Origin of the sequence: Rubneribacter badeniensis (genome assembly GCF_002899695.1) — a bacterium.
In the GTDB taxonomy this organism is placed as follows: domain Bacteria; phylum Actinomycetota; class Coriobacteriia; order Coriobacteriales; family Eggerthellaceae; genus Rubneribacter; species Rubneribacter badeniensis.
Map to the genome: position 1 here is coordinate 1 of NZ_PPEL01000006.1, position 15,262 is coordinate 15,262.

Sequence of the window (15,262 nt, forward strand, 5' to 3'; positions counted from 1 at the left end):
AGCTCGGCCGCCTCGGTCAGGCTGAACCCCGCCGCGACGGCCTCCACGGCGAGCTCCCTGGTCTCCAACGGGTACATGCGGACTCCAATCCGGACACCGGAGTGTCCAACTTTTTGTCCGCACCCCCAAGTCTCATGTGAAACATCCGGTGGGAAGGACGCGAGGCGCGCGGGAACCCGCTGCGGCGGTGCTTGCTATCGATCCCCGTACAGCTGATGGTCGCCTTCGATGGCTTCCTGCAAGCATTGCTTCGTCCAGGCGACGGCTCCCTCGACGTCGCCCGCCTCGATGTACTCGAAGCGCTTCGCGCAGCGGTCTTTGAGCGACTGCACGCCGTACCGACGGCCGTATTCGGCCCACAGCGCGACGATGGGCTTTTTGAACGAATGGCCCAGCAGAGGCAGAATGGCGTTTCCGCTCAGGCAGTCAAGCTCGTGGCCGAACGCGAAACGGCCTTCAGCGGCCTCGGACGGGGTCGTGGCGGCCATCAGCTCATCGAGCCGTTGCTGCAACACAGCGAGCCCTTCCTCGGTCATAGCTGGAATGGCACCGCGCAGGCAAAGCACCTCGAGCGCCATGCGCAATTCCAACAACGACTTGATTTCCCGTCGCGGCAGCAACCCTCCGTTGTAGTCCATGATGGACACGAGCGTGGCGAGCGATCCGCTGCGGCGGTAGTCAGCGACGAACACCCCCTTGCGCGGACGGATTTCCAGAAAGCCCTTCGACGCCATGTCGGCTACGCCCGCGTTGATGACCGTGCGGCTGACCCCCATCTGCTCGGCCAGATCGCGCTCGGGAGGAATCTGGTCGCCCACGGCCAGCTCGCCCGACAGGATCATGCGCTCAAGCTGCTGCACAAAAAGATCCTTCAGGCTGGGCGATGCGATGCGCTCAAATTTCATAGCAGGACTTCCTTTGATCAATCCAACTGATTTCTGGTATTTGGTAATACCAGAATCATTCAGACATTGCAATACGAATTGATCAAATTCAACAGGAACTTCTCATAGATTGCTTCACATTTTCTTCGCATGGTGATATATTGCCCTTGTGGTCATACCACAGAAACAGATACGAAGAAAGGAGCGGGACATGTTATTCCAAGTGTACGGGGAGAACGCATTGTTCCAGTGGGGCGGCCTCATCGCCGTGCTGCTGGTTCTCATGCTGCTCAACTGGTACTCCATCAAGAGCAAACGGGGCGCCATCATCATGCTTATCGCCGTGCCCGCCGTCGTCACCGCATACTGCACCGCCGTCGCCGTCGGCGCAGCCAGCGGAGCCGAATGGGCGCTGCAAAGCCCGACGAACCTGTATATGAACGGATGGTTCCATTACGCAAAGCTGTACGCAGCTCTGCTTTCCTGCATCAGCTTCCTGCTCATCCGCTTCCAATGGGGCATCGGCAAGAAGAAGTGGTTCGTCTACACCGTTCCGGGCATCTTGATCCTCAATATCCTCATCGCCGTGATCAGCGACGTTGAGCACGCCGTCGGCGCGTGGTACACGTGGGAGCTCTCCAGCGAAGGCGTGTGGCTCTACGGCGGCTGGCACAACGTTATGAACGCGATTGCCGGCATCCTGTGCATCGTGGGGCTCACCGCCGTCATGCACATCTACGTGAGCAAACCGCTCGGCAAAGACGGCGGGCGCGACGTCATCTGGGCCGACATGACCTGGGTCTGGATCATTCCCTACGACTTGTGGAACTTCGCCTATACCTACAACAACCTGCCCACACATTCCTGGTATTGCGGCGTCGCGCTGCTGCTGGCTCCGACCATCCTCGCGTTCGTGTGGAACCGCGGATCGTGGCTCATCAACCGCGGGCACACGCTCACATTCTGGTGCATGTTCGCGCAGGTCTTCCCCCTGTTCATGGAGCAGGCGCCGTTCAGCGTGCTGCCCACCATGTACGCCGACGGCGTCATGACGAACGGCGCGGTCAACGTGGTGCCCATGACCGTGGTGTCGGCGCTTGCCCTGGTGTCCAATCTGGCATTGGTGGCGGCAGCCGTTTACCGGTCCCGCACGCTCAAGAAGAATTGGTGGAAGCACGAGATGTTCACCAGCACGAAGGACTATCGCGAAGCGCTCGAACGCGCCGAGTTCCATGTAGGCTTCGAGAACGGTCAGCCCGTGACCGATGCCGAGCGGAAAGCTGCGAAGGCATAGCCCCTGCAGCTGTATCGCGCACACGAAAGATGCCGCCTTTCGGGGCGGCATCTTTGTTGAACGGAGCACTTTGCGGAACAAAGCGACGCGCCATCAGAAGGACGCTTCAGCCCAAAACCAAAAGCCCCTCGTCAAGCAAGAAATCGATAAGTCCCAGATGGATGATGCCGTTTCGGTTCCGCGTCACCGGATCGAGCGTGACGACGTACTTCGGATAGTTGTCCCTCACCGCTTCGAGCGAGCCGAACTCCCGCTCTCTTGTCTTTTCGCTCGCAAGCATGTAGGCAACCTGCACATACGCCTTTCCCTCCGGCCCCGAGATCATGAAGTCGATTTCCATGGCGTCGATCTTGCCCACGAACACCTTGAACCCGCGCGCCACGAGCTCGTTGAAAACCAGGGTTTCCAACGCATGGCCTATATCCTCCGCAACGGGGCTTTTTCTTTGCTGGAACAACCCGAGGTCGCACACGTAAAGCTTCTCTTCGAACGCAAGCACCTTCTTTCCCCGGACATCGTATCTCGTAGCTTTGCCCACTATGCAGGCGCTCTCTATCGCACGCAGGTAATCGTAGACGGTCGGAGCTGAAACCTTTCGATTCTGATCGCTCAAAGAAGCGGCAATGGTCCTGCCCGACAAAGTCGACCCTGATTGGCTAACCACGAAATTGAGCACTGTCTCCAAGGTGTGCGGAGATGCTATCTTGTTGCGCAAAATGACATCTTTGAGCACGATGGAATCGTACAGGTTGTCAAGCACAACCGCCTTGCTCGCCTCGTCCCGCTCGGCACACACCAGTGGAAAGCCGCCCCAACGAAGGTACTCGTCGAACAACGATGCGCGAGCGGCACCTTGGACACCTCGAAAGTCGCAGAACTCGCCGAACGTGAACGGCATGATCCTGAACGAAAGCGTGCGCCCTCCCAATTCGGAGGCAAGATCTCCGGATAACAGCTTGGAATTCGACCCGGTCAAAAACATGCTTACGTCGTGCGTTGCACGAAACGAATTCACCACGCGCTCGAACCCATCAACGAATTGCACCTCGTCAAAGAGCAGATAGGTCTTACCCGTCGCATCCTCGATGCGGTCTTCCACATGCCGATAGAACGCGTCTGGATTTCGCAAGGAGTTGTACGCATAGTTTTCAAAGTTTATATCGATGATTTTGTCGGAGGAGATGCCAGAAGCGATAAGTTCTTCTGATATTTGGCGCAGCAGCGTAGATTTTCCGCAACGGCGAACGCCCGTCAGAATCTTGACAAACTCCGAATGGTAAAAGGGTCTGATGCGCTTCAGGTACAGCTCTCGTAAAACCATGCGGCACCCCCACTCTCGTTATACGAGTTGTCATTTTTTAACACTTTGGCAAGTATAGCATAATCCGTTAAAAATTTTTTACACTTTGCATAGTTGACGTATGCTCATGCCAGAGTCGCGATGCCGGGCACGCACGCCGCCCTACCGTTTCTTGCGGGGCTTGCCTTTGCGGGCGGGGGCCTTCGTACGGTCGGACGCTTTCTCGCCGCGCATGCGGCGCGCTTCCTCGCGGCGGTCGCGCAGCTCGTCCGTCTCGCGTTTAAGCGCCTGGTAGGACGCGAACCGCTCGGCGCTCAGCTCGCCAGCGTCCACAGCGGCGCGCACGGCGCATCCGGGTTCGTCCGCATGCCGGCAATCGCGGAATCGGCAGCGCGCGGCCAACTCCTCCACGTCGGCGAAAGCCGCTCCGATGCCGGCATCGGCCTCCCACAGCCCCAAGCCGCGCACGCCAGGCATGTCCACGATGAAGCCGCCGCCGGGCACGGCCACCATCTCGCGGCTCACCGTGGTGTGGCGGCCCTTGCCATCATCGCGCACGGGCGTCGTCTCCTGCACGGCAGAACCCACCAGCATGTTCACCATGCTCGACTTCCCCACGCCGCTCTTTCCGATGAGCACGGCCGTGGTGCCCGCGGGCACGAGCGCGCGCACGGCCTCGATGCTGGCCGGATCGTTCTCCGACACGACGAGCGTCCGCACGTCGGGCCCCACGAGAGCACGCACGCGGTCGCGCACGGCGACGGCGTGCTCTTCGCTTTCGGCGAGATCGGCCTTCGTCAACACCACGGTCACCGCGGCACCCGTCTCGTACGCCAGCACCAACTCGCGCTCAAGCCGCCGCACGTTCACATCGGCCAACGGCTGCGCCACGAACACCCGGTCGAAGTTCGCCGCCAGCACCTGCGGCAGCGCGCGCTCGGTGGGGTCTTTGCGCACGAACGCGCGCGTGCGCGGAAGGATGCCGCCGATGATGCCCTTGTCGTGGCCCTCCGGCACGTCGACGTCCACGAAGTCGCCGATGACGGCGCGCGCCTCTTCGCCTTTCACAAGCGCGGTGGCATGCTCGCAGCGCACAAGCTCGCCGTGCTCGGTGCGCACGAGAGGATATCCGCGATCAAGCTTGACGACCTGGCCCTTCTGCACGCAACCTCCCTTTTCGCGCCTAACGCTGCCGCTCGCGCAGCCAGTAGAACACCCCGAGCAGGGCCAAGCCTGCCACCACCGTCACGATTCCGGGCACGAACGCGTTCGCGTCGAACTCGTCCGGAACCTCCTCGCCCCGCGACACCACCGTCACCACTTCGGCGTGAAGGTCGGATATACCGTCATGGTCGGGGCACACCAGATAGAACGTCCCGCGCACCTGCAGCATGGTTCCACGCGCGCCGTATTTGCCGAACGTGTCGATCTTCGCAGCTTGCTCCGAAGTCATGTGCACCGAGATCGTGGACGAATCCCCCTCGGCCGAAAGCGTGATCCACCGATGGCGGCCGTCCAAACCTGAGCGGATGGCGTCGCCCACAGCCTCTCCCACCACCTGCACGGTCTGGTTGTCGAAGTAGGAATCAGCCTGGGCGAGATCGCCGATGGAGGTGTCGTAGATGAACGAGCTGTCGGGAAGCTGCTGGGTGTTCACCGCGTTGTCACCCTCGGCGGGTTCGTCGGCGTACGCCACGGCCGAAAGCGCACCCGTGCAGCCGGGCGTCAACATGCCCGCGAAGCCAGGCGTCAGCGAAAGCACCAGCGCCAGCGCCGCCGCAAGCGCCAGCGCCGCCGTCAGCGTACGCGCCGACCCCAAGACCGCGCCACGCCGCACCGCTCGCGAGGCCGCAGATCGCACCGGCTTCGACCCCGACGCCAACCCCGCTTGCGTCCTTGCTACCACCCACGCGCGCATCCTCACCGCTTCACCACCCACTTCCTCGGGTTGAGCGACACCACGATCTCCACCAGCAAGGCGATGAGCGTCACGAATTCCAAGCGGCCCGCCCACATCTGCACGATGTAGAACACTTCGAGCGTCGGCGCCATCCCCGGTGCCGCGAGCGACGACACGATGCCGCCGTTGCTCGCCATCGACACCGACTCGAAGATGGCCGGCGCCGCCTCGAACCCGTGCGCGATGCCCACGAGCGCCCCCACTGCGTACGTGACAACGTACAGGATGAACACCGTCATGGCTTCTTTCACGATGTCGGGCGTGAGCACACGTCGCCCGACATGGTTGTACGCCACCACCACACGAGCCGAATCGGGCGCAAGCGCCTCTTTGATAGTGGACACCATGGACTTCGCGATGATGCCCATACGGCTGAACTTGATGCCGCCCGACGTGGAACCGCCGCTGCCGCCCACCGCCATGAGCATCGCCAGCACGAGAAACGCACCCGACGTGAGCGATGTTTCCAGCTGGTTCGTCGTGATGTTCTGGAATCCCGTGGTGGAGAACGCCGAGATCACCATGAACAGGCCGCGCCGCAGCATGGCGGGCAAGTTGGAGAAGTCGGCGCTCGCGCTCAGCGAAGCGGCGAACACGCACGTCACCACTGCGAGCCAGAGCACCATCGTGCGTATCTCAAGATCGCGGAAGAACACCGCCACGCGACCCTTCCACACCTCCGCATGCAGTACGAAGCTGATAGAGCCCACCAACATGACCAGCATGAGCACCACCTCGATGGGAAACGAGTGGTAGTACATCACGCTTTGGCTCATAGGCGCAAAACCGCCCGTGATGAAACCCGAGATGGACAGCCACAGCGCCTGCAGAAACGCCCGCAACGGCTCCATGCCGATGAACAGGCACAACCCTGTCAGGATGACCGTGGCCACCAAGATGATGCCCATGCCGATCTTCGCGATGAATTGCGTGGTTTGCACGACGTTGGGCACCACGTGCTCGCTGCGACCCTCGGACATGTACAGGCTCGCATCCACGCGCTTGCCGAACAGCCCGAACGACAGCGCCACCACGATCAATCCGAAACCACCCATGAGGTGCATCATGAAACGCCACATGTTGTCGGCATTCGACAGGTGATCGAGATCGACGATGATGCTCGCGCCTGTGGTGGTCATGCCCGACACGCAGTCGAACAGCGTGTCAAGGTACGTGACATAGTGGCCGGACAAATACAGAGGGATGGTCGCGATAAAGGAGAGCACGATCCAAGCAAACCCGGTGACGGCGAGCGCCTGCTGGCGATCGAGACGTCCCGGTTCGATACGCAGAAAACGCAGAGCCGCACCCACGGTAAGGGACACGCCGATGGCAAGCAGGTAATGCGCTGCCGGCCTCCATTCTTGGCATGCGATGGCCGTGATGAACGGCACCAGCAGCGCCAGCGACGAGAACAGCACGAGCACGCCGAGATAATGGCCGATAACCCGCACGTCGTACAATGTGAACCTCTGCCACATGGACGTGCTCTACCCCTGTCGCGCGCCGAACGTGTCGGCGTTTTCGGTGACGGAACTCAACCCAGCACAACCCTTACAAGAACGATGAGCATCCAGAGCATGATCAGAAAGCATACGAGCGAGAGCAGCACGATACCGAACCCCGTGAGCGGGGTCTCGAGCATCTGGCGGATGTCCTGCGGCCTTTTGCGCATGCGGGCATTCTAACACCAAAGGCCGTTGCACGATACGTCCAGCTTGGCAACACCCGCGAACGCCCGCGAACTTCCCCATCACGTGGTATGGAAACAGGCAGAAGCAGCATGATAAAGATGCATGTCGCACCCGAGCATGCGCATTCTTCCTTGCACGTTCGTCTTGCGTCCCTTCCCCCTGTTAAACCAAGATTGACGCGAACCGGCGCAGACCGCATCTTATGCACAGGCTTCGTCCGCGTTTTCGTCGTGCAAAGTTGGAGGCCGGGGCGCAACCCCGGGTCGAGGTTTCCCCTGCGCGTCCCGCAGCCTGAGAACCTATGCACAAGGCGCAACCCGCACTAGTTCAGGCGACTTCCACTGCTGAACCGCCGTTGGCAGAGGCCCGTTCGCAGCGCGCCCGTCCGACACCTTCAACTCTGCCGCCGGGAGCGCCGGCCCGAGCACTGGCGACAGCGCAATGGCTGGGAAACGTTAACGACGGTTTGGCAAAGAGAACGCCATTCCACGCCGCTTCCACCACCTGCCGTTTGCACCCTTGCGCACGGCGGCAGGCTATCCCGCGTTTCCAACCGGCAAACTTGCCTCATCCCGCGGCAACCAGGGTCGCTTCGGAGTATAATCCCCCCATCTTGCCCACGGCGAGAGCGAACAGCAAAACGCATGTGCCACCCGCAAGCGGCCTTGCGGCACGAATCGCCTTCGTCGCCGCGCAGAGAACGCCGCGAATCGCACCCATCGCCATGCGGTGACAGGGAGCTCGCGAGCACAAGACGAGAAAGGAACACCATGGCATCGGAACGCGACATCGACTACTCGCTGTCGCGCGTTCCTGATGAAGCGAAACAGCCTTTCTGGCGAGTTCTCTTCATCAGGATCGGCGCGATCTGCTGCGTCTCCCAGCTCATGCTGGGCGCATCGTTGGGCTTCGGCCTAACGTTCTGGGACGCGTTTCTGGCCACCATGCTGGGCTCGGTGCTCTTGCAGGTGGTCAGCTGGGCGCTGGGCACGGCGGCCGCGCGCGAAGGGCTGTCCACCAGTTTGCTTTCGCGCTGGGCGGGCTTCGGCAAGGTGGGATCGGCGCTGTTCGGAGGCGTAGTTGCCATCTCCATGGTGGGCTGGTTCGGCGTGCAGAACGCGGTGTTCGGCGAGGGCATGGCCGAGATCGTCCCATTCACGGATTTCCTCGGCACCGAGGAAATCCTGCCCGGCCTCATGCCTGGCGTCACGCCCGAGTACATCCTGTGGGCGATCATCACCGGGCTGGGCATCACGCTGCTCGTGGTGTTCGGCATCAAGGCCATCGCGAACTTCGCCGCCGTGTTCGTGCCGCTGTTCGTGATCGTGGTCATCGTGGCCGCGGCCATCATCCTGCAGGATCATTCACTCACCGAGCTTCTCACCACGGCACCTCCGGGGCCGGCCCTCACGCTGGGAGCGGCCACCACCATGGTGGCGGGCGGCTTCATCGCCGGCGCCATCTGCACGCCCGATTACGCGCGCTTCCTGAAGAGCGGCACGCAGGTGTTCTGGATGACGCTCATCGGCACGTTCGTGGGAGAGCTGGGCATGAACCTCTTGGCCGTGCTTTTGGCGCACGCCATGGGAACCGAGAACGTCGTCGACATCATGATGGGCACCTCCGGCGTGATCGGCGTCATCATCGTGGTGGCCTCCACGGTGAAGCTCAACGACATCAACCTGTACTCCTCGTCGCTTGGCCTGGCCACGATGGTGAACGCGCTGTTCAACAAGAAGCTCAGCCGCAACGGCCTGGTGTGGACGCTCGGCATCGTGGGCACGTTCCTGTCGGTGATCGGCATCATCAACTACTTTACGGACTTCCTCACACTGCTCGGCGTGGCCATCCCGCCGGTGGCAGGCATCATGGTGGTGGACTACTTCGTCTTGAAGCGCAGCCGCTCCACGCTGGACGCGTCGCGCGCGCACGGCGAGCTGCCGGCCAAGGTGGAGAAATGGAATCCCATCGCCATCGTCTGCTGGATCGCCGGTTTCATCGTGGGTGAAGTCACGAGCATCATGAACGTCGGCATCCCTGGGCTGAACTCGCTCGTGCTGGCCGGCGTGCTGTACTGGGTTGTCATGGCAGCGTACGCGAAGGCGAAGAACGTCGAGGCCGTCGCGTTCGCCGAAACCGACCAGGTGCTGTAGACGCTGCGCTTGCGCGACCATCTGCGGGTTGTTGCTGCCTGAAACGGTCGACTTCAGGCGGCAACGATCCGTTTCGGGCGGCGGGCGGCGCGGCAATCCGACAGCGGGCATCGGGCGTCGGCCAACGTGGCAATCCGGCATGCGTGCCCGACGCGGCACATGCTCCCGACACCCAGCGAGGCAACCGCATCGAAGACCGACGCAGCCGCCCCTCATGCCCCTATGCGGCACCATAAAGTCGGACGGATTCGCTCCGAGCTGCGATGCCGACAAAAGCGATCAAAATCCAACTTGAACTGCGATGCCAGCCGCATTCCTGCGCGCCCGAGCGCTCCTTGGCGCATCCGAGGGCTCTCGGACGCGCCAAGGAGCTTACCGAGCTGCGACGTAGCGCTGCTTCGAGCTGCGGGGCTTGTCCGGCAGCGTCATCCGAAGCACCCCCTCGCGAACGGCGGGCGCGATGTACACGCGGCTCGCATAGGGCACCGATTCCAAGCCAAGGAACTGGGCGATCTCAATCCGCGAGCGCGGCACCGAGCAGAATGCGACGAGGTCGGCCCCTCCCGCGCTTGCGGAATCCTGCCGTTCGGTCGGATGCTTGCGCAAGGTCACCGTGAACGAATCGTGCGTGTCGACGAATTCGGGCTCCGGCAAATTGGCCAACCGTATCAACGTACATCGATGCACACATGAAAGTACAATGCTTGAGAAAAAGTACAATGTTTGAGAGTGAAAGTACAAAATTTTGTACTTTTGAATAGAGCCGACCCGTATCGGCGGTCGAATGGGCGCATCATGCACAGCCGTTGTCGCCCGAAAAACTCGGTTTTCGCGCAAATTCCGAGTTTTTCGGGCGACAACGACCCGCTCGATGCTGATCGTTGCGAGCAACAGGCGCTGCACCCGAGCGGCGGGACCCCTGTTCCAAAGCAGCAAACATTGCACCTGAGCAGCAAGGTTCCCGCTTCGGACGGCAAGCATTGCAGCCGAGCGGCAGAAGCCCCGTTTCAAAGCGGTAGCCACCGCGAACGGACGACGCGCTACGGCAGAAGCACGGCGTTGTAGAGATCGGGGCGACGATCGCGCAGGTAAGGGCTCACTTGCCGCGCTGCAGCGAGGGCATCAAGGTCGATTCGCGCATGCAGCACACCTTCGGCCTCCTCAGCCAGCTCGGCCACCACGTGCCCCCGTGGATCGCACACTTTCGTATGACCCGGCATCACAAGTCCGTCCTCCTCACCAAAGCGGTTGACAGCCGCCACGAACACCGTGTTCTCGAGCGCGCGGGCGGGCACGTTCACGTCCCACACGTCCATGTCCTCGGCGCACCAGGCCGACGGGCACACGACCAGCTCGGCCCCCTGCAAAGCCAGCATGCGCGCCACCTCGGGAAATCCCATGTCGTAGCAGATCATCACACCAACGCGCCCAAAGTCGGTATCGAATACCGGGCAGTCGCAACCAGAGCGGAAATAGAAGCGCTCAAGCGCCCACAAATGCTGTTTGTCGTAGGTGCCTTGTACCTCGCCGTCGCGGTCGATGAACACTGCGCTGTTGAACGCCACGCCCGCCAACCCGTGCGTAAGCGCAAGGCCCGCCACCACGTAGCAGCCGCCAGCGCGGGCCGCCTCTTGCAGCGCGCGCACCGTAGGGCCGTCAACCGGCTCGGCCAAATCGGGCATGCGCGGGCCGACGATGTTCAGCTGGTAGCCCGTCGAGAACAACTCGGGCAGCGCCACGAGATCGGCCCCTTGCGCCGCCGCCTCGGCGATCATCCGGCACGCTTTCTCGACGTTGGCCGCCGGATCGCACAGCACGCTCTCGAACTGGATGAGCGCAAGATGCGCCGTGCGCTTCTCGCACGGCCTCTTCTTGCCGAACCGCCCTTTACTCGACCGACTCTCTTCCATCGACCGATTCTCTTTCAACATGGGTCGCTCCTTTTTACCGATACTCTCCGGGTTGCATTATCCCACAACACGAATGCGCCCAACCTGCGGCGCGCCGCCTTTCCTCCCCTAGAGAGCACGTGGGAAACGCCGCTCGCGGCAAGCCCTCCCGAGCGAGCGCGCGAGATGCCGCCACTTATGGCGGGAAATGACGGAAAACCGCTATCCGACGAGCCCGACGGCCCGAGAGATGCTGGATGTCGCCGCATAGTCCCTGGTCGGCATATCTACTCGTGTCCATTCGGTCGAAAGACGGTGCGCACGATAGCGGTTTTCCGTCAAAAATCGCCACGAAACCGGGCTGTCTCTGTCAAACCAAAAACAATACGAGCCCATGTTCGCTCGATCCTGAGGCGAGGACCTCTGCACCGTCGAAGGGCTTTGCGCATTGGACCGACCCAACCTCCGTCAACCCTGGCCTTGCAGCGACCGGAAAAGTCTCTGTTAAGCCAAGATTGGCACGAACCCATGCTCTTCCAGCTCTGAGCCAGACCCCTCTGGTCAGGCACCCCGCAAGGCCCCCGCCTGACGGATCGGGGGCTTCCGAGGCGCCTGGGCGATCCGCGCGCGGCGGGGCCGACCGGGCCCATATCAATCTTGGTTTAACAGCGGAAGGCGATCCCCTTAGCACAAAATCACGGTTAAGAACGATTTTCCTGCTTCCTGCAGGAGCGTTTTCGGAGAAACGCCAGGTCGCGAAATTCGATCTGATCGAAAAATCGTTCTTAACCGTGATTTTGTGCTACCGCATCGACGCGTTTGTACCAAGCCTCCGTTGGCGCAAGCTCGCGCTCGCCGGATCCTGAGCCGAGCCCCTGGCCCGCCTCACGTCAACGGCGGTTTGACAGAGATACCGGGCTCGAAATGCCGCCAGCAGCGCGAAACCGGCTCGAAACGTCCCCAACCGCAGACCGCGCAGGGCCCTTCGGAGCCGGCTTCGGAGCAAACCCGAAGCCGGCTCCGCACGACATCGCCCATCGCGACGGCGTCACAGCATCAAATCCCCCACAGCCTTCACGCGAATGCACAGCGCATCGCCGAGGTATGCCATGGGAATGTCCTCCACGTCCACGACCTCCACGGTGTCCGGGTTCGCTCCGGCAGCCACGGCCTCGTCGCACGCACGGCGCTTCGATTCGGCAAGCGCCTGGTCGCGCGGCGTCTCGGACAGCGAGAACACCTTCGCAATTTGGCCCGATACCTGCGCGATGGCGGAACCCACAGCATTCGCCACACCGAAGTTCTCCGGACGCAGCACGTTATCGGAACCCTCAAGATGGTCGGGGGCCAGGATGGAGCCGCCGCCCACGAGGATCACGGTCACATCGCCAGCCGACGTCTTCATGGCGTCCACCGCATCTTCGATAATGCGCGTGATCTCGGCATACGCCGCGTCCACGAGCGCCGGGTCGAGGTCGGCCACCAGCGCGGGATCGCCCACGCCTTCGGCCAAGCCCTTCGCCACCACGATGTCGGTGGCCGTGAGCGTGTCGCCGCCGAAGCAGAGCGCCTTCTGCGTGACGAGGTAGCCCACGCTGTCGGGGCCCACGGTCACGTGGCCGTCGTCAAGCTGCCGCACGAGCGAACCGCCGCCCAAGCCCACGGACACGAGGTCGGGCATGCGGAAGTTCGTGCGCACGTCGCCGATTTCCACCGCCACCATGCTCTCGCGCGGGAAGCCGTGCGCCAGCACGCCCACGTCGGTGGTGGTGCCGCCGATGTCCACGACCACGGCGTCCAACTCTCGCGTGAGGAACGACGCGCCGCGGATGGAGTTCGTCGGCCCGCAGGCGATGGTGAAGATGGGGTAGCGCTTCGCGTAGTCCACGGACATGAGCGTGCCGTCGTTCTGTCCCAGGTACACCGCGACATCGGTGAGGCCCTCGGACGCGAGTGCGGCCTCGAAGCTGTCGGCCGTCGTGCGCGCCACGTCGTAGAGCGCCGCGTTCAGAATGGAGGCGTTTTCGCGCTCGAGGAAGCCGAGCGAACCGATTTCCGAGGACAACGTGACGGGGAAGTCCTCGCCCAGCTCATCGCGCAGCACCGCGGCCGCGCGCTTCTCGTGCGCGTCGGACACCGGCGAAAACACGCTGGTCACCGCCACGGACTCGAAGCCCTCGTCGCGCACGACGCGCGCCACCTCGCGGATCTCGTCCTCGGACAGCGCGCTGATCTCGCGACCGTCGAACTCGTTGCCGCCGTGTACGAGGAAGTCGCGCACGCGCATGGCATCCTTCAGCTCGTCGGGCCAGTCGGCCATGCAGCTGATGGCCGTCGTGGCCGGCGCGCCCACGCGCAGCGCGGCCACCTTGTTGAGGCGCTTGCGCTCGACGATGGCGTTCGTGCAGTGCGTGGTGCCCAGCATGGCGAACCCGATATTCTTGGCCGCCTCCGCGCCGATCTGCGTGATCACCTCGTGCATGGCGGCCACGATGCCGCCCATGACGTCCTCGGTGGTGGGGCTCTTCGTGGCGGCGACCAGGTTGAGGTCGTCGTCGATGATCACGGCATCGGTGTTCGTGCCGCCCACGTCGATGCCGAGACGCCACGTGCGTTTCTTCGACGCGTCCGGCACGGTCGCATGGCCCGTCAAGCTCGCCGCACGATTCGCCGCACCCTTTGCCTTGTCGGCGACGGCCTGACCGTACGATTCCCTCATCTCGCGGATCGCGGTCTTCACGCGCTCCTTTTGGCTTCCGCTCATCGCGCCCGCACCTCCTCGTTCTCGCCCGCCGCATCGCACGCCCGCGAAGCCGCCACGCGCTCCTCCACCGGCACGTAGTCCACGTCGTAGCCGAACGCGCGCGGGCCAACCACGGCCAGACCCTGCGGCTCGCGCCACTGCGGCGCACAGGGCATGCCCACCACCACGATGCGGGCACCGTACTTAAGGCCCTCGGTGGTCACCGGCACGCCCGACTCCCTGTCGAGCGACATAATGAGGTCGGGGGCCGTCACAACCGGCTCGCCGTCGCGCAGCGCGATAAGGTTCTCGTTCTGGAACTCGATGACCAACTCGCTGTCCTTGTCCTCGTCAAGGCCGGTCACCACGGCGCGACCGCGCACGAACATGCCGTCGGTCTTGCGCTCCACGTCCACCACCTTGCCGTGGAACAGGCGAAACCCGCCCGTCACGCCCAGCACGGCATCGATGGGGTCGGCGTGCTGCTCGCGCGCCTCGCGCAGCGTCCGGCCGATCTCCTCGCACAGCGTGGGCGTGCCCGGAATGCAGTAGTCCTTCAGCTGGCGCCCCGTGCAGGGATACGACGCGAGGATGGTGTAGCCGCCCATCACCGACGTGGCCTGACGCGCGATGCGCTCAAGCCAGCGGTCGTCAATGCCGCGCACCGTCACCGTGTTGCCCTTCTCGTCGGCGAGGACCGCCGGCTGGCCCTTCACGCCGTTGATGCCGAGCGTCGTCATCTGCAGCTCGGGGAACGCGCGGCCCATGAGGTCGCAGTCCACCACGGGGATGCGACGCGTCGCCGCGAGGATGAACGGGATGGTGGAGTTCACACCGCCCGCCTCCACCGCGTAGATGGCATAGGGCTCCTGCCCCAACTCGCGCACCAGCTCGTCGTAGGTGGCCATGGGCTCGAGGCCGCTGCAGATCTTCTCCACCATGATGGTGGGCGCGCCCATCATCTGCGAGACGCACACCATCGCGTCGTCGGGAACCTCATCGGGCGTGATGAGCTCCACCTCGCCGTACTTCCTGATGGCCTCGATGGCCATGAGCTTGCCGACGTAGGGGTCGCCACCCCCGCCCGCACCGAGGACCGTCGCGCCAAGCGCCATGTCCTCGATCTCCTTGATGCCGATCATCCTTCTCATGCCGGATAGAACCTTTCTCCCGCGGCCACCGTTCGAACAATCTTAACGCCGATTGTACGATTGTACTGGACGGCATTGGGAACCGGAACATCGAAGCGGCTCTGCGCTGAAATGTCGCACTTTCACCACTCACGCACCGAGAAGGAAGGGCTCGTCCTCGTCTCCGTCCCATCCTTGCAAATTGCTCGCATTGC

Annotated in this window: 12 protein-coding genes; 2 read left to right on the top strand and 10 right to left on the bottom strand. The window is 62.8% G+C overall.

Annotated elements, in window-relative coordinates; translation table 11 throughout:
• Positions 1 to 194: 194 nt before the first annotated feature.
• Positions 195 to 905, bottom strand: a complete 711-nt coding sequence (locus tag C2L80_RS02445; protein WP_087197141.1) for a FadR/GntR family transcriptional regulator — start codon at positions 903 to 905, stop codon at positions 195 to 197.
• A gap of 190 nt (positions 906 to 1,095) precedes the next feature.
• On the opposite strand from C2L80_RS02445, the gene C2L80_RS02450 reads away from it, so the two are divergent.
• Positions 1,096 to 2,178, top strand: coding sequence for a DUF5692 family protein (locus C2L80_RS02450; RefSeq protein ID WP_204600515.1), 1,083 nt, complete (start codon positions 1,096 to 1,098; stop codon positions 2,176 to 2,178).
• 106 nt (positions 2,179 to 2,284) lie between these two features.
• Here the strand turns inward: C2L80_RS02450 and C2L80_RS02455 are convergent, their stop codons facing one another.
• The 5 genes from C2L80_RS02455 to C2L80_RS14010 form a co-directional block, all read right to left on the bottom strand.
• Positions 2,285 to 3,499, bottom strand: a complete 1,215-nt coding sequence (locus C2L80_RS02455) for an ATP-binding protein (protein WP_092199050.1) — start codon at positions 3,497 to 3,499, stop codon at positions 2,285 to 2,287.
• Positions 3,500 to 3,640: 141 nt separating this feature from the next.
• Positions 3,641 to 4,642: a ribosome small subunit-dependent GTPase A gene (gene rsgA / locus C2L80_RS02460; RefSeq protein ID WP_103262559.1), complete on the bottom strand. Its 1,002-nt coding sequence runs from the start codon at positions 4,640 to 4,642 to the stop codon at positions 3,641 to 3,643.
• Positions 4,643 to 4,661: 19 nt separating this feature from the next.
• Entirely contained in the window at positions 4,662 to 5,384 is a 723-nt protein-coding gene (locus C2L80_RS02465; RefSeq protein ID WP_239938663.1) for a hydrolase, read from the bottom strand.
• Positions 5,385 to 5,398: 14 nt separating this feature from the next.
• A complete protein-coding gene (locus C2L80_RS02470) occupies positions 5,399 to 6,919 on the bottom strand; it encodes a TrkH family potassium uptake protein (RefSeq protein WP_103262560.1) in 1,521 nt (506 codons plus the stop codon).
• Between the two features lie 56 nt (positions 6,920 to 6,975).
• Positions 6,976 to 7,113, bottom strand: coding sequence for a hypothetical protein (locus tag C2L80_RS14010; RefSeq protein WP_169998953.1), 138 nt, complete (start codon positions 7,111 to 7,113; stop codon positions 6,976 to 6,978).
• Between the two features lie 789 nt (positions 7,114 to 7,902).
• Here C2L80_RS14010 and C2L80_RS02475 point away from each other — a divergent pair.
• Positions 7,903 to 9,285, top strand: coding sequence for a purine-cytosine permease family protein (locus C2L80_RS02475; protein WP_103262561.1), 1,383 nt, complete (start codon positions 7,903 to 7,905; stop codon positions 9,283 to 9,285).
• 372 nt (positions 9,286 to 9,657) lie between these two features.
• Here the strand turns inward: C2L80_RS02475 and C2L80_RS02480 are convergent, their stop codons facing one another.
• The 4 genes from C2L80_RS02480 to C2L80_RS02495 form a co-directional block, all read right to left on the bottom strand.
• A complete protein-coding gene (locus tag C2L80_RS02480; protein WP_087197132.1) occupies positions 9,658 to 9,939 on the bottom strand; it encodes a Fic family protein in 282 nt (93 codons plus the stop codon).
• 386 nt (positions 9,940 to 10,325) lie between these two features.
• On the bottom strand, positions 10,326 to 11,216 hold the full coding sequence (locus C2L80_RS02485; protein WP_224759308.1) for a nitrilase-related carbon-nitrogen hydrolase: 891 nt from the start codon (positions 11,214 to 11,216) through the stop codon (positions 10,326 to 10,328).
• Positions 11,217 to 12,222: 1,006 nt separating this feature from the next.
• Positions 12,223 to 13,938, bottom strand: a complete 1,716-nt coding sequence (locus C2L80_RS02490) for a hydantoinase/oxoprolinase family protein (protein ID WP_239938665.1) — start codon at positions 13,936 to 13,938, stop codon at positions 12,223 to 12,225.
• The gene (locus tag C2L80_RS02495; RefSeq protein WP_087196792.1) at positions 13,935 to 15,068 is read right to left on the bottom strand and encodes a DUF917 domain-containing protein; all 1,134 of its coding nucleotides are present in this window, start codon (positions 15,066 to 15,068) and stop codon (positions 13,935 to 13,937) included. The genes C2L80_RS02490 and C2L80_RS02495 overlap by 4 nt, the downstream gene beginning before the upstream one ends.
• Between the last annotated feature and the right edge of the window lie 194 nt (positions 15,069 to 15,262).

What these genes read in the sequence shown, in the direction of transcription:
- C2L80_RS02490 (WP_239938665.1), bottom strand. Translation starts at nt 13,938, where the DNA reads ATGAGCGGAAGCCAAAAGGAGCGCGTGAAGACCGCGATCCGCGAGATG.
- C2L80_RS02445 (WP_087197141.1), bottom strand. Translation starts at nt 905, where the DNA reads ATGAAATTTGAGCGCATCGCATCGCCCAGCCTGAAGGATCTTTTTGTG.
- C2L80_RS02455 (WP_092199050.1), bottom strand. Translation starts at nt 3,499, where the DNA reads ATGGTTTTACGAGAGCTGTACCTGAAGCGCATCAGACCCTTTTACCAT.
- C2L80_RS02450 (WP_204600515.1), top strand. Translation starts at nt 1,096, where the DNA reads ATGTTATTCCAAGTGTACGGGGAGAACGCATTGTTCCAGTGGGGCGGC.
- C2L80_RS02495 (WP_087196792.1), bottom strand. Translation starts at nt 15,068, where the DNA reads ATGAGAAGGATGATCGGCATCAAGGAGATCGAGGACATGGCGCTTGGC.
- C2L80_RS02470 (WP_103262560.1), bottom strand. Translation starts at nt 6,919, where the DNA reads ATGTGGCAGAGGTTCACATTGTACGACGTGCGGGTTATCGGCCATTAT.
- C2L80_RS02485 (WP_224759308.1), bottom strand. Translation starts at nt 11,216, where the DNA reads ATGTTGAAAGAGAATCGGTCGATGGAAGAGAGTCGGTCGAGTAAAGGG.
- C2L80_RS14010 (WP_169998953.1), bottom strand. Translation starts at nt 7,113, where the DNA reads ATGCGCAAAAGGCCGCAGGACATCCGCCAGATGCTCGAGACCCCGCTC.
- C2L80_RS02475 (WP_103262561.1), top strand. Translation starts at nt 7,903, where the DNA reads ATGGCATCGGAACGCGACATCGACTACTCGCTGTCGCGCGTTCCTGAT.